The 22,094-nt window shown below is 54.7% G+C and carries 18 protein-coding genes and 4 pseudogenes; 14 read left to right on the plus strand and 8 right to left on the minus strand.

Annotated elements, in window-relative coordinates; all coding sequences use genetic code 11:
• Window positions 1-116: 116 nt before the first annotated feature.
• On the minus strand, window positions 117-626 hold the full coding sequence (locus tag NDI54_RS18755) for a hypothetical protein (RefSeq protein ID WP_310897928.1): 510 nt from the start codon (window positions 624-626) through the stop codon (window positions 117-119).
• A gap of 15 nt (window positions 627-641) precedes the next feature.
• On the opposite strand from NDI54_RS18755, the pseudogene NDI54_RS18760 reads away from it, so the two are divergent.
• Both NDI54_RS18760 and NDI54_RS18765 read left to right on the plus strand, forming a co-directional pair.
• Window positions 642-776 (plus strand): annotated as a pseudogene (locus tag NDI54_RS18760) (universal stress protein); the annotation flags it as partial.
• 409 nt (window positions 777-1,185) lie between these two features.
• Window positions 1,186-3,168: an oxidoreductase gene (locus tag NDI54_RS18765; protein WP_310897929.1), complete on the plus strand. Its 1,983-nt coding sequence runs from the start codon at window positions 1,186-1,188 to the stop codon at window positions 3,166-3,168.
• A 52-nt stretch (window positions 3,169-3,220) separates the two neighbouring features.
• Here the strand turns inward: NDI54_RS18765 and NDI54_RS18770 are convergent, their stop codons facing one another.
• A complete protein-coding gene (locus NDI54_RS18770; RefSeq protein ID WP_310897930.1) occupies window positions 3,221-3,793 on the minus strand; it encodes a TVP38/TMEM64 family protein in 573 nt (190 codons plus the stop codon).
• Window positions 3,794-4,196: 403 nt separating this feature from the next.
• Here NDI54_RS18770 and NDI54_RS18775 point away from each other — a divergent pair, with 403 nt between their 5' ends.
• On the plus strand, window positions 4,197-4,751 hold the full coding sequence (locus tag NDI54_RS18775; protein ID WP_310897931.1) for a DoxX family protein: 555 nt from the start codon (window positions 4,197-4,199) through the stop codon (window positions 4,749-4,751).
• A 158-nt stretch (window positions 4,752-4,909) separates the two neighbouring features.
• Here NDI54_RS18775 and NDI54_RS18780 read toward each other — a convergent pair whose 3' ends face one another.
• Both NDI54_RS18780 and NDI54_RS18785 read right to left on the minus strand, forming a co-directional pair.
• The gene (locus NDI54_RS18780; RefSeq protein ID WP_310897932.1) at window positions 4,910-5,800 is read right to left on the minus strand and encodes a CBS domain-containing protein; all 891 of its coding nucleotides are present in this window, start codon (window positions 5,798-5,800) and stop codon (window positions 4,910-4,912) included.
• Window positions 5,801-5,886: 86 nt separating this feature from the next.
• The gene (locus NDI54_RS18785; protein ID WP_310897933.1) at window positions 5,887-6,378 is read right to left on the minus strand and encodes a pyridoxamine 5'-phosphate oxidase family protein; all 492 of its coding nucleotides are present in this window, start codon (window positions 6,376-6,378) and stop codon (window positions 5,887-5,889) included.
• Between the two features lie 636 nt (window positions 6,379-7,014).
• On the opposite strand from NDI54_RS18785, the pseudogene NDI54_RS18790 reads away from it, so the two are divergent.
• From NDI54_RS18790 to NDI54_RS18800, 3 genes and pseudogenes are all read left to right on the plus strand, one after another.
• Window positions 7,015-7,877, plus strand: a pseudogene (locus NDI54_RS18790) (universal stress protein).
• A 145-nt stretch (window positions 7,878-8,022) separates the two neighbouring features.
• Complete coding sequence (locus NDI54_RS18795) at window positions 8,023-8,457, plus strand: pyridoxamine 5'-phosphate oxidase family protein (RefSeq protein ID WP_310897934.1); 435 nt, start codon at window positions 8,023-8,025, stop codon at window positions 8,455-8,457.
• A gap of 274 nt (window positions 8,458-8,731) precedes the next feature.
• Window positions 8,732-11,353 (plus strand): calcium-translocating P-type ATPase, PMCA-type, encoded by a 2,622-nt coding sequence (locus tag NDI54_RS18800; protein WP_310897935.1) that lies wholly within the window; start codon window positions 8,732-8,734, stop codon window positions 11,351-11,353.
• A gap of 7 nt (window positions 11,354-11,360) precedes the next feature.
• On the opposite strand, the gene NDI54_RS18805 is transcribed toward NDI54_RS18800, so the two are convergent.
• A complete protein-coding gene (locus NDI54_RS18805) occupies window positions 11,361-12,248 on the minus strand; it encodes a universal stress protein (protein ID WP_310897936.1) in 888 nt (295 codons plus the stop codon).
• A 372-nt stretch (window positions 12,249-12,620) separates the two neighbouring features.
• Between NDI54_RS18805 and NDI54_RS18810 the strand changes: the two genes are divergently transcribed.
• The 8 genes and pseudogenes from NDI54_RS18810 (at window position 12,621) to NDI54_RS18845 (ending at window position 18,738) form a co-directional block, all read left to right on the plus strand.
• Window positions 12,621-12,911, plus strand: a complete 291-nt coding sequence (locus NDI54_RS18810) for a DUF211 domain-containing protein (protein WP_310897937.1) — start codon at window positions 12,621-12,623, stop codon at window positions 12,909-12,911.
• A gap of 5 nt (window positions 12,912-12,916) precedes the next feature.
• Window positions 12,917-13,498, plus strand: a complete 582-nt coding sequence (locus NDI54_RS18815) for a VIT1/CCC1 transporter family protein (protein ID WP_310897938.1) — start codon at window positions 12,917-12,919, stop codon at window positions 13,496-13,498.
• Window positions 13,499-13,663: 165 nt separating this feature from the next.
• Complete coding sequence (locus NDI54_RS18820) at window positions 13,664-14,206, plus strand: hypothetical protein (RefSeq protein ID WP_310897939.1); 543 nt, start codon at window positions 13,664-13,666, stop codon at window positions 14,204-14,206.
• A gap of 439 nt (window positions 14,207-14,645) precedes the next feature.
• Window positions 14,646-15,280, plus strand: a pseudogene (locus tag NDI54_RS18825) (IS6 family transposase).
• Between the two features lie 119 nt (window positions 15,281-15,399).
• Entirely contained in the window at window positions 15,400-15,690 is a 291-nt protein-coding gene (locus tag NDI54_RS18830; protein ID WP_310897940.1) for a hypothetical protein, read from the plus strand.
• 57 nt (window positions 15,691-15,747) lie between these two features.
• On the plus strand, window positions 15,748-16,572 hold the full coding sequence (locus tag NDI54_RS18835; RefSeq protein WP_310897941.1) for a hypothetical protein: 825 nt from the start codon (window positions 15,748-15,750) through the stop codon (window positions 16,570-16,572).
• A gap of 151 nt (window positions 16,573-16,723) precedes the next feature.
• Entirely contained in the window at window positions 16,724-17,716 is a 993-nt protein-coding gene (locus NDI54_RS18840; protein WP_310897942.1) for a hypothetical protein, read from the plus strand.
• Window positions 17,717-17,850: 134 nt separating this feature from the next.
• Window positions 17,851-18,738: a hypothetical protein gene (locus NDI54_RS18845; RefSeq protein WP_310897943.1), complete on the plus strand. Its 888-nt coding sequence runs from the start codon at window positions 17,851-17,853 to the stop codon at window positions 18,736-18,738.
• Between the two features lie 487 nt (window positions 18,739-19,225).
• On the opposite strand, the pseudogene NDI54_RS18850 reads toward NDI54_RS18845, so the two are convergent.
• From NDI54_RS18850 to NDI54_RS18865, 3 genes and pseudogenes are all read right to left on the minus strand, one after another.
• Window positions 19,226-20,106 (minus strand): annotated as a pseudogene (locus tag NDI54_RS18850) (hypothetical protein).
• A 1,059-nt stretch (window positions 20,107-21,165) separates the two neighbouring features.
• Window positions 21,166-21,483, minus strand: a complete 318-nt coding sequence (locus tag NDI54_RS18860) for a PadR family transcriptional regulator (protein ID WP_310897944.1) — start codon at window positions 21,481-21,483, stop codon at window positions 21,166-21,168.
• Window positions 21,480-22,088: a transcriptional regulator gene (locus tag NDI54_RS18865; RefSeq protein ID WP_310897945.1), complete on the minus strand. Its 609-nt coding sequence runs from the start codon at window positions 22,086-22,088 to the stop codon at window positions 21,480-21,482. Before NDI54_RS18865 ends, NDI54_RS18860 begins: the two co-directional genes overlap by 4 nt.
• Window positions 22,089-22,094: the final 6 nt, after the last annotated feature.

A 22,094-nucleotide genomic window follows, 5' to 3' on the forward strand; every position in this document is an offset into this window, starting at 1 on the left:
TTTTAGCTAACTGAACGACTTTGCTCGTGAAGCGGGAGATCTTCGACATAGAGCATCGGCGGTTTCCCGCTTCAACTTCCTAGTTCTGACGGTCGAAGCCGACGCTGTCCAGCGATTCACCAGAGCCGAATCTTCTCATGTCTCGCATAATAGCCGAACGTGATTGAAATTATAAGCTCCATGACTGGAAGACCGAGCGTCCCAACAGAGTTGTCTAGGAGGTCGAGGAACGGTGTCCCCCACACGTAGAGTTGGAACGGCGTGTAACTCAGGAGTGACGGCATCCTGAGGAGGAACACCGAGACAGAGACGAGTATCGTCGCTTGTCGCCGTAAAAACTGTGTTGCACCCCGAACGGTCGAGACACCGACTTCCATCATGGAGACAGCTGAAGTGATCGCAGCCGCGAAGAGGAGACCGAAGAACGCCCCCGCAACAATTCGCCCACGGGGAAGGAGCGAGAACGCTGCAGGAAGGGTGGAGAACGCCAGTTCAGTGCCGAGAGACGGTTCAAGATCGAACGTAAAGACGATGGGAAAGATGACGATGCCGGCCAAGACGGCGACAATCGCGTCCGCCACTGCAATGATAGTCGCGGCTCCGGGAACGTCCATCTCTTCGCCCACGTAACTCCCATACGTGATATCGATCTCATCGTGATGGGGACGCACGGCCGAACTAGCTTAGATAGGTATCTCCTCGGAAGCGTTACCGAAAAGATCGTTCGTGTCGCAGACGTCCCCGTACTGACCGTATCACTACCAGAAGACCACTGAGTCCACATCCGATCATCCATCACGAAACTTGATTTTCTCGACCTTGGGAGATACTGTGGTGGAGGCACCCAGTGGCGAGGATATTGTGATCGAAATCAACACCCAGTCTGAACCTCTTGGTCTCGACTGGCAGCGCGTTTAGGACTAACTCAGAGAAGTGGGTTTGCGGAAAAAGATAAACCTGACGTGAGACCGAATGACACCCGCCTCCGGCCAATAAAAGGCCTCGTCTGTACGTCTGACATACATACTGTCCACGGGGCTATTGGCGAGCGAGAAAAACTAAATGCGGCCTTCGGCACGAGTAATCAGAGGGCGTAGCGGAGCATCGCATAACGCTTCACATGAGCGAATACTTTTTTTAACTTGCCAACCGATATCACGAAACATCTGTCTCGGATACTTTGACATGTCCCACGAATTCACCCACCTGTTTCAGCCTGGTCGCATCGGTTCAACTAACATCCGAAACCGACTCGTGATGGCCCCCATGGGGACGAATTTCGCAAGTGAACGGGGCGAGGTTACAGACCAACTCGTCGAATACTATGCTGAGCGGGCGAACGGTGGGACAGGCTTGATTATTCTTGAGGTGACTGCCGTCGACCATCCGGTGTCTGATACGATAGCTAATCAACTCAGAATCGACGACGACAGCTGTATTCCAGGACTCGCAAGACTCACAACACGACTCCACAACCACGACGCGAAAGTATTCGTCCAGTTACACCACGCGGGTGGCCAGACGACAGAGTCCAAAACTGGGGGCATCCGTCCAGTTGTGCCCTCACAGGCCGAGCAAAGTTATAGTGCCCAGAACCCGAGAGTACTCGAGACTGAAGAAGTCGAAGACTTAGTTGGGGCCTTCGTTGGCGGGGCAAAGCGGGCCCGTAAGGCAGGATTCGATGGCGTTGAACTGCACGGCGCGCATGGATATCTTCTCGAACAATTTATGTCTTCGCGGACGAACAGTAGGGAGGACAAATATGGAGGCAGCCTTCGCGGGCGAATGCAGTTTCCCCTAGAAATTGTCGAGGGTATACGCGACGAACTCAGCACCGACATCAACCTCTCTTTTCGAATGAGTGCAGATGAATTCGTCGAGGACGGGTATGGGGTAAAGCAGAGCAAGCAAATGGCCGAATTACTCGAGGAAGCTGGTGTAGATATCCTTCACGTGTCTGCCGGGACCTACGGATCCGCACCACAAACGCTCGAACCGATGCGATTCGAAGAAGGTTGGCGGAGCTATCTGGCTGCTGAGATCGGTTCCGTTGTCGATATTCCAACCATCGCTGTCGGGGTGGTACGGCAGCCAGAGACTGCAGACAAGATTATCGCAGAGGGCAAAGCAACGTTCGTTGCAATCGGTCGGGGGCATATCAGCGATCCATACTTCGCACGGAAGGCCAAAGAGGGACGGCTAGAGGAGTTAAATCGCTGTATTGGCTGTAATATAGGCTGTATCGGTGAGGGATTTATGGCTGACAAACAGATGGGGTGTACGATCAACCCGGCAGTCGGCCGGGAGCGAGAATTCGCAATCCGAGAGTCAGCAGCCACACCGAAAGATATCATAGTCGTAGGGGCAGGCCCTGCCGGTGTTCAGGCTGCCATTCGGGCGACAGACCGCGGTCACGATGTGATGCTTTACGATGCCGCCGAAAGAATCGGCGGACAACTCCATATCGCAGCGCAACCTCCCGGAAAAGAAAAAATCCAGTGGTACTTAGAGTATCTTAAAGAGCAACTCTCGCACCGAGCGGTCGAGTGTCGCCTGGGTGAACGCGTCGACGCCGAATTGATACGTGACAGTGAACCAGATACGATCGTCGTAGCAACGGGGGCTCGTCCCAGGGAACTTGATATTCCGGGTGTCGATCAATCTCACGTCGTCCAAGCATGGGATATCTTGCGTGAGTCAGTACCTGTTGCTGGTGAAACGGCTGTGATAATTGGTGGTGGAGATGTCGGCTGTGATGTTGCTACCTATCTCGCTGCTCAAGGGACTGCGGTCACCATCGTTGAGCAGACGGATCGAATAGCACCTGACAAAGAGCGAATCAGTCGCATCGATATGCTTCAGCAGTTCGACAAGAACAGACGAATAGACACGAAAACCGGGGAGACAGTCGTTTCAATCGAGGAATCTGCCGTCGTCACTACGACTGAATCCGGCATCGAGTCCACCTACGAGACGGATACTGTCGTCGTAGCTGCGGGACATGAATCGAACAACGACCTCGCCATGGAATTGGAAGCCGACCCAGTTGAGGTGTACATTGTCGGCGATGCACGCGAATCACGAAATATTCTCCGTGCCACACACGAAGGAACTGAAGCAGGCATTTCCATCGGAAGTGCTTATCCCATGTACAGCCCACGATTTTGAGCGCGGTACTGAACTACCGGCGATTTGTGAGCGGAGCGTCGGTTTGACCATGTCAACGCAGGGTAAACGCTTCGAAGAGTCGTTCCCGATATCGGTAGCCGATCGCCGTTACCACGGCTAACCCGACTGCCAGGAGGATAGCTGCGTCGAAACGTCCTGCTTCAACGTACTCCCCGATGACATTCACTAGGAAAAACCCAGGTGCTCGACCAACAACGGCGAGCACGACGAGTTGCCAGAGCGGGAGTCGTGTGAGTCCGCCGACGAAACAGATGGCATCGTCCGGGAGTCCAGGCACCAGAAACATCACAAATAGTGCGAGTCGCTGATGATTGTCGTCAATATCATCGAACTTCATCAGCGTCTCGGCATGACTGATTTGCTCGACGTACGGACGGCCGTACCGTCGTGACAGCCAGAACGCAGCAGTGCTGCCTAGTGTGATACCGAGCATATTGTAAAAGGTCCCCCACCACGCACCGTAGAGATAGCCAGCGACGACGGCTAGAACCTGTCCAGGAACGGGAGCTACCACGACCTGTAGTGCCTGGAGAGCGACGAGTGCGAATGGACCAAGAATCCCGAACTCGCGAATGAGCAGGCGAAGCTCCTGCGGGTTGGTCAACAGAACGAGTTGTTGATGGACCAACAATGTTATCGTACCTACCAGAAGAAGACCCAATGCAGCATGAACGAGAAACCGTCTCCGAGCCCGTGGGGATTCGAATACACGAATTCCGCTCACCGCTGTTCGTAATCGAGCGGTCACAGTGTTCATATCTATACATATATTATCAATTACTTTGCGGTTGGCATGGTGGGAAACGTCGAACTGTCTCGGTTCCTCGAATAAACACCGACCAAACCTCGGAGGAAGGATTGTTCACTTCTGATTTTTCGGCAAGAGTTCATATGCCGACCGCCTGCTCCGGCCAATTGCAGTTGTTATCATATCTGAAGCGTCGAAACTGTACCACAAGGTCTGTTTTTGGGTAAAGTATAATACATTAGTTATCACATACCAAGATATGAGTGTACAAGAAGTAAGTCTCAGAAGTACGGTCGGCGGAATCACGGTTGAAGGACAACTCCACACGCTGAGCGTGTGGTTCATCCTTGCACTGCGGTTGATGATGGGTCTCGCGTTCCTTCAGGCCGGAATGAGCAAACTACTCGGTGACGGGTTTAGTGCAGCGGGCTACTTGGCGAACGCCCCTGCAGCGAACGGCAGTCCGTTCGCCGACCTGTTCATCACGATGTCCCAGATGCCATGGTTTATGGATTTCGTGAATATCGCGGTCCCGTGGGGCCAACTGTTCATCGGACTCGGGTTACTCGTCGGGTGTCTCACTCGGTTGGCGGCGTTCTGGGGAGCGTTTATGATGGTGCTGTTCTACTTCGGTAACTGGGATATCGCTCACGGCTACATCAACGGAGACTTCGCGTATATGCTGGTCTTCGTCTCGGTCGCAGCCTTCGGAGCCGGGCGTATTCTCGGTCTGGACGCGTACATCGAACAGTACGATATTGGGGGTCAACCACTCGTCGAACGGTATCCCTGGATGCGATATATCCTCGGTTGACACTCTCACGGAGGTCATGACCCTGTCTTTGGAGACCTCTTCGAGAGGAGACGTATTTCTGTCAATTCCCCCTGTGTACTGTCATGTCTCCACCACATGGCCTGGCAATCCTCCACCGGTTTCTGAATCGAATCAACCAACCGTCTGTTGGCTGGTTTTCATGAGATGGCTTCGATTTCGATAGAGGCTTCTTCCGGAGGAGCGTCGATCAATACGACTGCTTGTCCTTCGATGACCCGTGTGCCGGAACTGTCAACCACATCGGTTGTGACGAGATATTTATTTCGGCCGACTTCTTTGACAATTTCACAGACGGCAGTGACTGATTCTCCGATATCAACCGGCGCGAGAAAAGAGAGGTCCTGTGAGACGTAGATAGTTACTCCTGGCAAGCGTGCAAGAGCGGCACTGATGAGGCTGCTGACTAGCGTCCCATGAACGATTCGCTGGCCAAACCGGGTCCCGGAAGCGTACTCTTCGTCGAGATGTAAACGGTTTGTATCCCCACTCAGAGCAGCAAAAGATCGAACGTCTTGTTCAGTGATTGCCTTCCCGAATTCGACTCTGTCACCGACAGAGATATTGCGATCAGAAGACGCCATACTTTCGTACGTCCATTCATCGTGTTCATAAGCCGTCCCCGGTCGGACACGGTACCGATGCTTGCCAGACGTACTGGTGAGTTCGCTCCGATGAAGGATCTGTGGGACGGTCTCTGCGATATCGTCTGTTGAGATGAGTCCGACTAGAGATTCGTCTTCAATGACGACCAATCGGCTAATGTCGTTATCGTACATTGTATCGACAGCCTCGCCGAGGGTTGCCTCGGACTGGATAGTCGTGACTGGTGAAGACATGAACTCCGCCACGGCATGGCTTCCGGGATTGGAGATATTTCCGAGTACTTTGACGAAATCCGCACTTGTGACAATGCCAATCGGTCTGGTATCCTCAATGACAACAACTGATCCAATCGCTTCTTGATCACATAACGACGCTGCATCAGCCATGGCTGTTTCAGGACTGATGGTTTGAACTGGCCGACTCATCACGTCACTTACTCTAACTGGAAACGACATATGGCCCCTACGGAGGCAACCTCTTAAGCATTCACTGTGAAAGAGGCAAACCTCAGTTAGTTTTGTTTTTCTTCCTCTTGCCGAGGTGCAAATCCAGGTGGGAGCCCGACATGTCTGATACCAGACCATTCCTTTATTTGGAACTGGAAAAGGTGGGTCCCTTCCATCTCGCTTGCAGTCTCGAAGAGTTCGGGGCGCCACTTCGGATCTGACGACGCCTCGATGTCGGCCCGCTTATCCTCGGGAAGTTTTTGTATCGTTCCCGTCAGAATGACGCTTTGCCAGTGGAACATGGTCTCAGCATTGTAGACGAGAAAACTGGCGGACTCTGACTGCTCTACAAGATTCTCTTTTCGGCTCTCGGCGCCCACGACGAAAAAGAAGTAGAGGCATGAACCTCCGTCAAATCCATACGACATCGGGATCATGTACGGTGCACCGCCAGTGGCTAGGCCCAGGACACCCAAACTCTGACTCGAGAGGAAGCCCTCAACTTCGTCATCACTCATCTTCGACATCCCATATTTACCGAGTTCGTCGATTGTCATCGCAGTAACTATCTACACGACTAACGCGAATAACTGTTCCCCTGCCTACACAAGCATGTCCAGAGTTCGATTTGCGGCAAAGCAACCTTCTATTTAAACTCATGACGGGTTCCAAGGCTCCCGCATTCTGATACTTGTACTCAGAAGATATGGGATAGGGTATGAACCGATGATGCTGTGCGCATCTCGGGAGACCGGAGACATTCTTGAGAGAAATTGCATGGACCCATATTTCAATCTCACCGGCGATCCAATCAGCAAGTAAACGACACTAGCGACAATTTTAGTCCATTTCCAGTAGTGTCAAGAGTAGTGTCAGTTGTAAATTAATACACCTGATAACACGGTAGCAGTAATGTCAATATATTCATTTCCAATTTAGATATATAGTAATATCCAATAATTATATAACAGTAATATTTATATTTCGTTTCAAATGAAAATATATCTAACAAATACTAATAATAATTGTACTACTGTTATATCTATCATCATACTGTGGGTTCTCTGGTGAGCATTTCATAGCAGCACAATCCGGATATACGAGGTTATTGACACCACACTACTGGATTTCCAGTATCGCGAGAATTGCAACTGCAGTTTATCAGCTGACAGCATCGGTTGGTGAACACAACGATGTACGATTCAGTTCTAGTCCCGACCGATGGCAGCGAACACGGGGCCGCCATAGCCCGTGCGTTCAACGCGACTCTGCATATCATTACTGTCATAGACATGCGGACAGCAGGCGGACCATTCAATGCTGGTGGCCTCGAAAATGAAATAATTGACCGCATGGAGGCTGACGCCGAAAAAATCGTGGCCATCACGGACACTGTCGATGTCTCTGAAGAAATCCAGACAGCTGTCAGAAAAGGAAGTCCCGTTGAGGAGATTTTCTCATATCATGACGACCACGATGTGGATCTGATTGCAATGGGAACGCACGGCCGCTCAGGTGTCGGACGATATCTCGCAGGAAGCGTGACAAATAGTAGCATCGATAGGTCGAAGTCCCTGTTCTCACCGCCCGTGCGACCGAACAGAATCCGAATATGGACTCGTACGACGATATCCTCGTCCCGACGGTCGGAAGCGCGTCCGCAGCGGCCGCAGTCAAGCCCGCATGCGAGATAGCATCGCAGTTCGATGCCCGCGTTCACGCTCTGAACGTCATCAATCTCGGCGATGTTGCAGCCGGCTCCGAATACGCGCTGCCGAAAGACCTGATTGACTCACTGGAACCGCAAGATGAGAAAGAGACTGAACGGATCGCAACGCGAGCACGCGAGTCCGGAGTACAAACCGTTACACAGGTCGTGAGCGGGTCCCCGGCGTCAGATATTCTTGATTACGCTGCGGAGAACAATATCGATCTGATCGCGATGGGGACGCCCGGCCGGACTGGACTCAGTCGGTTCCTCCTCGGAAGCACGACAGAGCGGGTCATCAGACACGCCGATGTGCCTGTTCTGGCAGTTAACGCTCAAGATCAGTGAGTTAACTAGTCCTGCAATCAAACTTGCTCTCCCTGATTGTCCTCTTCCGAGTGGGTTCGGAGTCTGCTCGGTTTTCGGTTAGCTAGTCATCAATGACAGACAACTCAATAATGCACTTATTCCTATTCCTGTGGTGATAGTAACTATGTCTGCGGACAGCCCTGTCACGATGACGGACGAGGAAAGAGACGAGTTTCTGGACAACGGTGGGACAGGTGTACTTTCACCCTCTGCTGGTGACGATCCCCCTTATTCGGTTCCAGTCTCATATGGATACGATGTGTCGACCAGCACCTTCTACTTTCGATTGGCTGTTGGTGTACACAGGTCGAAAGGAGAGCTTGAGGACCGGCCGGTAACGTTCGTGACCTATCACGAGACGGATGAGGGGTGGCATAGTGTGGTCGCCAACGGACGGCTCGAAGATGTCGAACGGGAGAGGATTGAAACAGAAACGCTAGGAGGGCTCGAACACGTTGACATGCCCCTGATAGACATTTTCGAACGCCCACTCCGTGAAGTGAGCTTCGAATTTTATCGCCTCGTACCAGATGAAATAACTGGACGAGTCGAATCCTAACGAGACACGTTCCCCCATAGCATCCAGTCAACCGGTGGTTCCGCAGGAACCGATCTGATATTGGCGACGACATGGGTAGATAATGCTACTAACAGAACAGTCTTGGCGGACAAAATACTTGAATACGGGTATCTCAATTCACACACCCACTGAATGCGGAGGAGTTTGGCCCGAATACCTGTTCGCCCATATCTTATACTAGAGTCGCGGAGAAGAACCTTGGTTCGCTTACGGTACGGCAACTCATATGAAGATAGCAGTAGACCACTGATTTATGCCCGAAGACGCCCATATGCAATCGACTACTGATGTCTTTTCAGCACTTGACAGTGCCCCTGATGGGCTGTCGGAATCGGAAGCCCGAAATCGGCGTGAAAGACACGGTGAGAACGACATCACACAAGGTAGCAAACGAGCACCACTCGATATAGTTGTCGCACAGTTCGACAGCGCTCTTATTTGGGTGCTGGTTGCGGCGGCGGGACTTTCTTTGTGGGCGGGACATACTGTCGATGCCGTACTGATAACCGTAATCGTAGTCGTTAACGGTCTGTTTGGCTTCGTACAGGATTACCGCGCAGAGGAAACTCTCGAGTCCTTACGGGAATTGACCGCACCAACAGCGACTGTCAGACGTGACGGGCAGACTGTTGATATTGATGCGACCGAACTCGTTCCGGGTGATGTTGTCGAACTGAAGAGTGGTGATGTCGTTCCAGCCGATGGTCGACTGATCGAAGGACGTTCCATAGAGGTTGATGAGGCAGCACTTACTGGGGAGAGTGCCCCAGTCTCGAAAGGATGTGAACCGGTCGACACCGACGCGCCGCTGGCGGAGCGAGAATCGATGGTGTACAAGGGGACGAACGTCACACGTGGCTCAGGTGTTGCCGTCCTCACGGCAACCGGTATGGACACTGAAGTCGGGGCCATTGCCCGCGAGCTCGCGGGGACCGAGGAAACCGACACACCCCTACAGGAAGAACTCGATTCGTTAGGCCGGACGCTCGGCATCGGTGTGGTGATCCTAGCCGCACTCGTGATCCCACTCTTACTTCTCCGAGGTACCAAACTGGTCCAGGCGGGACTCACAGCGATCTCGCTCGCTGTGGCCGCGGTCCCCGAAGGACTCCCGGCGGTTGTGACGTTAACGCTGGCACTCGGTGTCCGGGCGATGGCTGACGAGAACGCCCTCGTGCGGCGTTTGCCCGCCGTCGAAGCACTAGGGTCCGTCGACGTTATCTGTACAGACAAGACCGGGACACTGACTGAGGGGCGAATGTCAGTCACCCGGGTCTGGGTCAACGATGCAGTTGTTGACCTAGACGTCACGGGTGAAGAATCCCTGTCTGATCGCATTGCCATAGTACTCCGTGGAGGAACACTGTGTAGCGATGCCACTCTTGACCAAGGGGACCCCACAGAACAGGCTATCGTCATGGCGGCTGACAAGACCGGAATCAATGTCGAACGTCTTCGGGAAGAGAATCCCAGAACGGACGAGATTCCGTTCTCGTCGGAGCGCAAATGGATGGGGACTGTTCACGACGACACGGTCTATATAAAAGGCGCCCCTGAAGTAATCCTCTCGAAGTGCTCCCACATCCTCACCGAGGACGGCCCCACGGATCTAACGTCCGACAGAGCCGAGGAGGTCCGGGAGCAGGTCGGGACGTTCGCTGACGACGCGCTCAGGGTCCTCGCGGTAGCTTATACAGAAGACGCAACCGTGGTAGAACGTGACGACGTAACCGGCGATGCTGACGATGTCAGTGCCGACCTGACCTTGGCTGGGCTGGTTGGGATGATCGATCCGGCTCGTGACGAAGTTGCCGACGCGATTGCAGCGACAAAGCGTGCAGGTATTGACGTGAAGATGGTGACTGGTGATAACGTTCGGACCGCCGCTGCTATCGCCGGCGAACTCGGCCTGGGGCAGACGGTTATGGAAGGCCGTGATGTCGAGCACCTCTCTGACGAGGAACTCGGCGAACGCGTTGAGGCAATCGACGTATTTGCACGCACGTCACCAGAGCACAAGGTGCGGATCCTGCAGGCGCTGCAAGCGAACGGCCACACTGTCGCCATGACAGGCGATGGGGTCAACGACGCACCGGCGTTGAAGAACGCCGACGTTGGCGTCGCAATGGGAATACGCGGGACTGACGTGGCCAAACAGGCCAGTGATGTTATTTTATTGGACGACAACTACACGACTATTGAGCGAGCGGTTGAGCGTGGGCGGGCCATCTTCGACAATATCTGGAAATTTGTCGCATACCTACTCAGTGCGAACATCGCTGAGGTCGCAATCGTGTTTCTGGCGTCGCTGTTTGGCTACCTCGTGTTACCGGCAGTGCAACTCCTGTGGATTAACCTGCTCACTGACGGATTGCCAGCCCTGGCACTCGGTGCGGACCCGCAAAGCGGTGACGTGATGGAGCGCCCGCCGCGCGATCCTGATAGGGGTATTGTTGATGGCCGTATGCTCGGGCTTGTCGGAGGAGCTGGAGCTGTCTCGACGGTGGTCATGCTCGGATTGCTGTTCTATCTCCTCAGAGGGGCCCCCGCCATTACCCCATACGCGATGACGATGGTGTTCACGGGATTTGTCGCACTGGAGTTCGAGAAGTTGTACGTCATTCGCTGGCTTCGAGAAACGCCAACGTTCTCGAATCCGTGGCTCGCACTCGCAGTGGGGGTGTCGTTAGTACTACAACTGGCCGTCCTCTATACCCCACTCAATCAGTACTTTGGCACGGTACCGCTGGGACTTGCCGACTGGATACTTATTGGTACTGTACTTACAGTCGCGCTTCCCGGATACCTCGCTGTAGTCAGCGCAATCAAACGGTATATTCCCATCGCCGCTGCCACCGGGACGTCTCCCCGTTAGGAAACTCTCAATCAGATGTCTGGTCCGGTTCAGATTCTCGCATCCATACCACCGGTACTGAGGATGTGCGGACGAGTTTCGCGCTGACACTGCCCATGGTGTACCTGCTGAAATCGGTTTGTCCGTGTGTTCCCATGATTGCGAGATCGATGTCATTCTCGGAAATATAGTTACGAATCACTTTCGATGGGTCACCGTGTTCGGTTACTTTGGTGACGGCGTCAAGCGATGATTCCTCAATCTTCTCGGTGGCTTCGGCCATAATTTCGTCCGCTCGCTCGGTCAATTCCCCCTCTTTCAGGATGGACCGTGCATCGGGACCGAGGCTGCCTGTCTCAACGACGTGAAGCAGATGGAGCGTTGCGCCAGCCGCTTCCGCGACATCGATTCCCTTCATCAATGCGAGTTCTGCACCACGACTTCCATCCGTTGGGACGAGGACGTGCTGGGGAGGATACGTGAGTGGTCGTTCTCTAGCAGGGTTGACTGCAATAACAGGGACTTCTGCAGTGCTGATGACACGCTCGGTGACACTCCCGAGGAGGAACCGTTGAATCCCGCGCCGTCCATGTGTTGGCATGACAATACAATCGATGTTGGACTGGTGGCTGTAATCGACAATCGTTTTGTACGGGTCGCCTTGGTGGACCGCAGAGACAACAGAAATTCCGTGCTCTCTCGCACGGTCAGCGGCTTCCTCAACGATACGTTCCCCTTCCTCTTCAAGGACATCGATGACATCGCCGCGAATGGTGGTGATGCTGTCTCGGCCGGTATCCGCAACGTTGAGGATATGAATCGTGGCTTCGTGTTCGGACGCGATTTGTAGTGCGTACTCGAGGACTGATTCTGCGGGGTCGCTTCCGTCCGTCGGGAATAGGATGGTGTCGTACATACTGGTGTTTTGGTGATGGAACGTGGATCAGCTGTTCGAACCGTCGATCATGCACCGAATTTCCTGGATTGATTGACGGATTCCTCGTCCGGTTGTGTCCTTCTCGAATGCTGCCCAAACCTGGACTGTTGCGCCAATAGCGAGGGTTCAAATCGATTTTTTTCGACGACTTCATCGATATTCAGGGACTCCCCCTAGAGAAGTACGGGCTACGCTATCATAACGTCTTGCCTGCTGGAACGCCATCTGTAGCTCAGAAAAAAGAAAGTCGCATAGAACCCCTGATAGGAGACATCCTGATGCATGGTTCGTCTGTCGCCGAATAGTTGCGGACACACGCTTTTTTAAAGTAAACTGTTATTATATTGAGGCATGGCAACAGTCCGCCGCCTCGTCATCGATGTATTGAAACCACACGATCCACCTCTGCTGGAATTTACCAATCGGGTTGCGGAAACTGAAAGTGTTGAGGGAGTGACGTCGTCTCTCATCGAATTGGATCAGGAGGTTCAGAACATTAAACTCACATTCGAGGGTGAGGACCTAGATTTTGCGACGATAGAAGAGACAATTGAAAATCTCGGTGGGTCAATCCACTCTGTAGACCAAGTTGCTTGTGGTGACTATGTTGTTAAAGATCGACGCACGCTACAGGATACCTGAGATCCGTGCCATCGATTCGACAGCTTCTGCGACGACTCCGCGGGAAAGAGGATGTTCTCGCGATCTCTCGTCGATACTTCATCTCAAACGGGTTCGACGGGACGCTCACAAGCATCGGTATCATTGTTGGTGCCGTCCTTTCGGGAGTTCCTGATGGGCTTACCGTCATCAAGATCGGGCTGGGTGCGGCAGTTGGACTCGGAACATCCGCAGTCTGGAGTGTCTGGGAGATCGAACGTGCCGAAACCCGATCCGAAATAAGACGCATCGAACAAGCAATGCTCACAGACCTTGGTGATACTCGTGTTCAACGGGAACAAAGTGGTGCACGCATCATGCACGCGATAATGAGCGGGCTTGGTCCACTTATCGGGATACTCATCCCGCTAAGCCCGTTCGTCGTTGAGGGGGCCGTTCTCACGATGCAAGAGGCAGCGCTCATTGCAGTCGGTCTAGGTATTGGTGTATTGGCTGTGTTTGGCGCGTATATGGGCTCGATTTCGGGACAGCGATGGTACGTTGCTGCAGCTCGGATGGGACTCGCCGGATTGGTCGTTGCTGTAATCAATTTCTTTCTCCCGGGATGAGGGAGTACCATCCCTCCGTTCCTCACATTTCATTAGTGGCGAAAATCCGATCCTCTTAACCGGTCCGGTAATCAATGTCGGTGAGCGTTCCGCGTCAATACGGTACTTCCCCAGGTCAACAACACGACGGCGATCAACGCGAGTGTCGTCGCCCCCAACGGGACCGTGGACGATTCATTTGATGCGACGGTCGTCCAGACGGACTACGGTCCATTGCTGGAACTCACGACGGAGGAGTTGCGCGTAGAGCCCCGGTATTACCAAATTGTGGAAGAAGACAGTCAAGGACGACGTGAGGAGATATCCCAGTCTGAGTACGACCCATCGAATCCGAACCATCAGAAAGTGTCATTCAGAACGGTCAGCGTCAGCGTCTCTGTGAACGCCGAATACCCGCTCGAAACCCAGAGTCCGATCGGGACAGAGCCGACGTTTTACACTAGAGAGATGGTGACGCGAAACGCAACAGAATGTCGACTCCCGAACCAGGGTGAAACAGTTTGTTTCGCGTACGACGCACCGGCGAACGCCAGTGTTGCTGGTCTCGTGACGTTTGGCGGGTACAACGAGTGGTTTACTGGTGGCTGGACAGGCAACGAGTACACTGACAGAGTTGAGTTCAGCGCCACTGGCCCACAGACGGGCTGGGTGACCGCTGAGGGCTACACCGAAACCGGTCGCGGGAACTATCCCTCACCAGAAACCTGACACCGTGTTGAAGACCTTCCTTTGACTCTCAACCGACCGATTGCGCTTCGGCCTCAGGGATACGGACATTAGCAGTCGGTCATGTTCCGCCTATCTCTCGCTGCTTGCAGACGTTCTTGTGTTCCCAGTAATGGTTAACCCCAGTCCGACTAGGCGTACAATGCACTTGGCTATCCGCTGTTACTCGGTAGTTGAACTGCCGTAGAAGCACAGATAGGCGGCCTGGTAAGCGTCCACCTCGAACTAGGAGTGTTTCTGGGTTTTCTGGTCACTTGGGGATCGTCCCCTCCTCCTTGGGTAACTCAGGTTCCGCCGGGCCGATCTGAGGTAACCAGCCTCGTAGCGTAGAATCCTCTATGATGATGAGTTTCGGGTGTTAGGATGCCGCGGTGTTCAGATAAGGATTGAAGAGTGAGGCGTAGCGTTTTCTGAGTGATTCATGCCCGAAAACGCTAGCCTCAGCGGTAGTATCGATCAACTCGACTTGGAATTTGTGGAGCGAGAAGCGACACCGCGACTGCTGATGAAGCTGAGTATTCAGCTACATCTGGTGGATTGTCACTTTCGAATACTGTTTCAGCTCTTGAAATATTTGGTATCCAACGCGCCCGTTCAACCGTGCATAATTGGGTTCACAAGGCTGATTTACAGCCCGAAGATGGTCAGTCACTGGATCACAATGCGGTTGACGAGACCGTGATCCAACTCAATGATGAGCAGTACTGGCTGTACGCTGCCGTAGATCCGTAGACAAATGAGCTGCTCTATACGAAGGTTAGACCGACCACAACGAAGGTTCTAGCTCATTCGTTCCTTGCTGAACTCAACGAGAAATACGACGTCGACGACGCTGTGTTTCTCGTCGATAGCTCTAAATCGTTACAAGCTGCCTGTCACCGACATGGTTTCGACTTCAGATACGAAAAACATGGAAATCGGAACGCTGTCGAACGTGTTTTCAGAGAAATAAAACGCCGAACTGTATGTTTCTCAAACTGTTTCAGCAATGCCGAAGCAGACACAGCCGGCGATTGGCTCAGATCGTTCAGCTTCGCATGGAATCAGCTAATCTGAACACGATGGTTCTGTCGCATCAAACTTTTAATCGGAAACGTGATTTTGGCCTTCTGTTGAATCTTTGATATCAATCCAACTCCAATTTTTGCCACCCTCTTGGGTGGAGGCACCAGAACGTGTCCAATTCACCAGACCACGGTAATGAGGAAGCACTGCTCACTGAACTCGCAACCTACCAGAACCGAAAGCTCCTGCTCTGGCAGCTCGCAGCCGATGGCCGTTCGTTCTGTGGTGCCCGGGTCGTCGCACAGGAACACGACCTGCAGAATGCACCTGTCGACGAGCAGGTCCAAGCCTTCGTCGATGATCTGCTATCAGACGGCCAGATCTGCCCAGAGTACGACGAATGGACCGACTGGGAAGCGCTGGAAGCGAGCCACGGCGAGACCGCCGACCAGTACCTCTAGGTCGGGCTCACTCTAGTCGCGATTTTGTGCTGCCTCAGTGGCTGGAGGCTTTCCAGTATGTTGCCTACGGTCGAACCACCGTTTGACCCGATCTTCGTCGAGGAACCGCCGCTCAGTCCAAACTATGAAGGAGCGATCATCAGCAAAGTCGGCTTACCGTTCTATGCCGACGTTGACCGTCCTGAGGAAGTTCCTGCTGACGAGCGCGAGCGAACCATCGACCTCGCAGAACGTATCCTGCGTGCCGGCGGCGTCCGAACTGGCTTTGGGCACCACGAAGAGGTCAGAACCTCGATGGAAACGTGGGCTCCCGATGCCGATGAGGATCGCGTCGGTGATCCCGGCTACTGGCGCTCCCACGTCCTCTTGCTGTCGCCCAGGGAACTGAACTTCGGGCAGCTAGACGGCGAACCCGAGGAGCAGTACAAGAAAGCCAAGACAGTGCTTGCCTGGGCCGAGGACTGTATCGACACCAATGTTCTTCAGGAGATCGAGCAGTCTCAAGCGGAGGATATCAAACAAGCATGGCGGGACGCAGCGGAAGCCGAACGGACACGGAGGGAAATCGAGCACTTCGCTGAGGATCCGCCAGACGAATTCGATGGGTGGACGAAACTTGACGCCGACCACGACGCTGTCAAGGTGGCCTACATCGCTGACAATCACGGGACGCCATCAGTTGCGACCGTCTTTGAGAGCGCTGCTGGCGAGTTGAAAGCGCTTGAGTTCACGCTGACGGAGTGGCGGGAGAACGACGGGAAACCTCGCGAGGCAAGGCCAAACCGGTATTGCGTCACGACTGACGGCGATGGGGCCTACGCACAACTCCGGTCCCACTTGCTGACCTTCGAGGTCGAGCCGATGGAGCGACTCGAAGTGTAAGTTACTCCAGCACTGAGTACGGTCAATTCGCAGACTTACCACACCCTGTTTCAAGTGTAACTACCACTGCTGTCTGGTGGTTTTCACTGGAAACGGTGGTGTGTGCACGCGTGAGCAGTAGTCATTTGATGAGGGCAGTGTTGGATCGAATATGTCGTTCAGTGTCAACTGGCATACGCTGTTGGAGGAGGCTGATGAACTTCCATCCGATGCAGTGCTGGTGACGCCACTCTCACACACGCCGTTCCGGATCAGTGAGACCCAGGAACACCGAATCATCATCGACTACGTTGAGAAGGATGAGACACGGCCACTCCAGCGCGAGCAGTTCGAGACGCTGTTTCGGCGGGTGCATGACGAACCATATCAAGAGTTCGCTCTTGACCGATTGCCACCTGACGCCGAATCCTTCGCTGCGGTCTGGTCGCTCCATCCACGAATGGAGATTGATGAAGACGCCGGCATCATCCGACAAAGCGACCTCGAAACTACGACACAGGTCTCCACGACCGGCGATGGGGATGAAGAAACCGAGCGCACTGAACCGGATCTGCAAGTGTACAGCGATGCACTTCTGTTGACTGATGCGCTTGAGCGCCACGACGTCGAACCGTTTGGTGATATCGAGACGGATACGCTGGTGGACCTATACACGATGCTGTCGGATGTCCAACGCAGTGCCAACGACCTTCGGAAAGAGGTCGCTGACGTCATACTGAGTCGGCTCCATCACGACCAGCCAGTGAGCGGGCAGTTTGGCTCCGTCCAGCGAACAGCACGCCGCCAACGCTCGCTCAAAGACGATGAGACTGTGCTGAACGCGCTGGAAGCCGCCGGGATCAACCGGGAGCGCGTGACGAGTGTTGATCGAGACAAGGTAGACGATGCTCTTGAGGTGACTGAACTATCCGAGACGGATCTGTACGACATCGAGAGTACAGAGTACGTCCACAAAGCCGATGTTGACGAGGAGACCAAAGAGACCCGGCTTCAGGGACTGAAAGATCGCCTTGTCGCCAGCGATGCTGACGATGACGAAGTCCAGGAGCTCCAAGACGAGATTGCGGAGCTCGAAGAGCGCATCGAGGAGCTGACCTCGTTTGATTCCGGGGCGTCCTATCACACTTCTTCAGCGACCGAATAAGCGCTCATCAGCTGTCTGCACGAACGGTTTCCTTTGTCAGAACATCTGATACTGGCGGAGAGATGGAATAACCACCCAGTCATCCATTAAGTGAGGATTTTTATCCGGTAGGTGAATACGATTGAATAATATAGATGTCGTCGGGATTGCGGCAGATTGAGTTGGTTGAACACGGGTTGGTTGATACACAACCACCAGTCCAACACGCCAGCCATGTCGTTGGTGTTGATGAGTCTGGAAATCAACACGATGGGCCATTCGTCATGACTGCGGTGCAGTGTCCACGATCATCTGGTGAATCCTTGGCTGAGTTACTTATTGAACTCGGCCTCCAGCCGTGGAAGAGCAAATCAAGTTCGACGCCGGATGGTTTGTCAAATGCGGAGTTGTCTGGAACAGTTGAGGAATTACTTACGTCTCTTGACTCCAGCCCTATTACTTGGTATGCCGTCGCTGGATGGGGTACGTATACTGTCGAGCAACGAGCGGCTACAGCCTGCATCGTCGCCAGTAAAGCTCTAACTGGTGGCTCTGGGACTATACCTAACTACCAGGGGCCTGCAGCACTGGTGCATGATGGCGGTGTCCGAATGTACGGCTCTCGTCAAGAACACCTTAGAAGAGCAGCGACACGGCAATTCAACGGGTTTGGTGACCGGGTTACGCCAGTTTACCTCACGCAACTCCAAGACGGCGACCGGGTTTATCCAGAACTGACGGCAGCTGATTACATTGCTGGATACATAAGAAGCCAGCTCCCCGAAGTTGGTATTGAGGGAATCGGTTATGATCTCCAGCGAATTGATGATTCTTGGAATGTCTCGGATGACCCTCCCTGTACGCTATACAGCCTTCGCTCCCGCGACCGTCGACAGTCACAACAACGGTACGACCGTGCAGCTGCATGGATCGAAGGACGCCGCCCCTCAACAGATGATGTCTGGGGCAGTCAGCCACTCCAGTCACTCGCTAATCGGTTACAATCCGATGTTGTACGGGAGTATCTGCTGAATGAGTTGTAACGGAAAGGAACCGCCGGACGTCAGCACACGTGCGCTGTGACCGCACATGCTTACCAGGTCAGTCCCCGCCACAAAGGCAAGGGAGTGACCTGCGTCCTCATCCGAGGTTAGAGCAGGTGAATATAAAAAAGTTCGCTTGTGATGGATGTGGAGGGCATTAATTTAACCAAATCCTTCCTCCTCAGTAGCCATGTCGGTATACTACGCATGGGAATTGTGAAGGACCGGTGGAACTGGGTCACTCAACATTGTCTTTCCGGAGGATACGCTTAATATCTATCAACTGTCACACCAGTTGTGACGGCCCTCTCAGATGGGTATACCTTGCGTCTGTTAGGATCGCATACATTGCTTCTGAAACCAGGGGGGTCCTACTGAGTCCTGCAGCTAGGAAGGGTGGGCGTCGGCGACGGCAGGGCACGTGGCGTCGCCTTCTATCGTAGTAGTCTTGGGACGATTCGTCGCTGTGGGTGGTCTGTCACAGGGGTCAGGTGGAACTCCCCGTCACAACAGGTGTGACACCTCCAGTCTGTGCTTTGTCGGTGGTTCCCTCCAGCAAATCCAAGCCAATGTAGCGTTTCTCCAGCAGGCCCTGGGCTGTCTCCATGTCCATCGTGAGAATCTCTGTGGACTCCTGTCGTCGACCGACCTGCCGGGACTTTGCTTGGATATCGGTGCCACCCAATTCGTGGAGGGAATCCCAGACGCGGGCGATGGTCTGGCGATGGGGTTGTTTGCCGAGTTCTGCGGTCAACGCTGTGGTGACGTCGTCTTTGGTCAGAAAGACGCCACTGCCATCAGTGCGTTTGGTCGCGAACTCGGGCCAGCGTTTCGCGATGGCAATCGCTCGATAGGTGTTCTGGCGATTGGACTCTTCGACGAACGCTTGCTTGACTTTGGCTTGGCGGCAGTTCGCGAAGAAATCCAGCGGCGAGCTGCTGGGTTCGATCCCCTCGGGCAGCTGCTCGGCGTCCTCTTGACGGTCGCTATCGGCTTCGAGTTGCTGGGCTTTGGCGATGGCACTCTTGGCGACATCGCGGGTGGTCTCCTGCTGGGCTTCGAGGTTGTTGAGGCGGTGGTCGTTCGCGGCGGCGTCACCGACGGCGTGGTGGCAACCTTGTGGGTCTGTTCGAGGTCGTCCTTTAGTTCGGTGACGCGTTCGTGGAGGTCATCGATAGTCGCGACCAGCGTCTCAAGAACACTCGAAACGAGGGGTGACACGTCGCCGTCGAGGTCGCTGACGAGTGACTGGAGTTCGTTGATGCTTGCTCCGCCCTGTCCGATGTCCATGTCGAGTTCGTCGGCGAGCGCCTGATCGGGGGCTGTGCTGTCGGTCCCGCTGTCGTCGGGGGTTGTGTTTCGTGGCATCGTGACCACAGTGCCCGTCCCCGGAATCGAACCGGGCAGTGCCGACCACGGCACGGGCTATCGGTGACGTAGCGGGCGCTATCTGGACGCGGTAGTTGGCTCGTGGCAACTCCGGACAGTCCAGTGGATTTGCCTCGTGGCAACGGACTGGATGCGACCTGCAGGGGTCATCAGGAGCCTCCCTGCAGCGTGGCTCCGGTGTCGGTGGACTCAGACTCTTGTCGCCACCCCGGAGCCTCGCAGTCGTCGTGGTCGACGCCGTAGCGGTTGCCGTGGCCGGTCATCGTTCGACCACCTCCCGTCGCTCGATGACGACATCGTGAGCGTAGTCACCGCGGCGGTACTGGTCGTAGTAGTTATCGATGGTGGGGAAGTCGGTCGTCCACTCGGTGTATGTTCGAGATCACCGACCATGTAGCGGAGTCGTCACAGGCAGGCCTGTGTGGGCGGGCTGTCGCGCTGGCGGAGTTCGGCGACGGGGACACGGAACGTCATGAGGTCCTCTGCTCGGCTGATAGCGGTCGTCAGCTCCTGCCGGCGCTGGGGGCAGTCATGCCAGCACACCCCCTCGTGGCTGGGAGGCTGTGGACCTGAGTGAGCAAGTTTTTTGAGAAACTGTCCTACGGCGGTCGAATGGGTTCCGGCCCCTGTCATCGACACGCCGCACACACTCTCCAATCTCCCTATCCCCTTTCCGTGGGCCCGGACCCCCGTTTTCGGGGTGCTGTGCGCTGTATTCAGAATTGATTACGAGGCGAAAATTACAATTATAGGGGCGACCCAATCTAACAGTACAGGTACAAAGTAGTCCACTTTGTCCTGGAAAATTGTCAGAGGCACACGAAGCAGTCCGCCGTCCACTACGACGGCGGACTGTTCCACGGATTGCTCTGTGATTGATTCCCCGGCAACAACCATTATTTATGAGCTTTGCGTGTATTCTGGTAGGGTACCAGTCGGTCATCACCTGCCCAGTGATTGCGTGCCTCTGACAGCATCGGCCGACTGTGTCCCCAGTTTTGCCCGCTGAGAAACGGCGCTGTACAGGTCGGTGCGCCATTACTGTGCACCCCCATCGACGATGGGCCGGGGCTGGTCACACAGGCCTGCGAGTGTTTCTGCCTGGCGCTGGAGTAGCTGTCTGCCAGCGTCAGTCAGCGTATACACGTTGGTGCGGGCGTCGAGGTCGTCGCGGTTGATGAGGCCCTTGTCGACGAGCTGCTCGAGATTCTGGTAGAGGCGGCTGTGGTTGATGGGGTCGGCGTAGCACTCGTCGAGATAGTCCTTGAGCGCGAGGCCGTAGGGATCGTCGTCGACGGCGGCGATGGCTTCCAGGAGGTCGCGCTGGAAGCCGGTCAGGTCGTGGTAGGTCGTCATTGGTCGCCTCCCGTCTCGACGGTATCGTTGTCGACTCGCCGGAGCGTCGCTGGCTGGGGCTGGTAACAGTCGCCCTGCACAAGCAAATCCAGCAGCGCCGTCATCGCCCGCTTGGCTCCATACTCTTGGGCGAGCGTATCCAGTACGTCGCCGATGGGTGCGCCGTGGCCGTCTTCGGTGGTGGCGATAACGTCGAGCGCGTGGCTGCGGATTGTGGGTTCTGCATGCGTCTCGACGACGAAGCCGTCCGTGTTCCTGAGGTAGGTGCTGACAGCGTCCAGCAGTTCGAGTTCTTCGTCAGCGAGGGCGGGCTCGGCGGCCTGCAGGACGGTGTCGAGTTTGCTGGCCGCCGCCGTGTGTGAGGGGATGGTGGTGCCGCCGTCGGTGACGACCAGGTCGTGGCCGGTGACGATAGCCAGCGACCGGGCGGCCTGGGTGATGGCGTCGTGGCCGTGGTCGGTCAGGGCGTAGGTACCGTCGGTGGTGGTGACAAGGTCGTTCGCTTCGAGGGTGTCGAGAGCGTCCGTGACGCGAGCATCGTCGACGTGGGCATGGCGTCGGACTAACGCACAGTATCTCGGCCAAGATACTGAGTACGTTGGCATCGACAT

It is taken from the genome of Haloarcula terrestris, assembly GCF_031624315.1.
Lineage (GTDB): Archaea > Halobacteriota > Halobacteria > Halobacteriales > Haloarculaceae > Haloarcula > Haloarcula terrestris.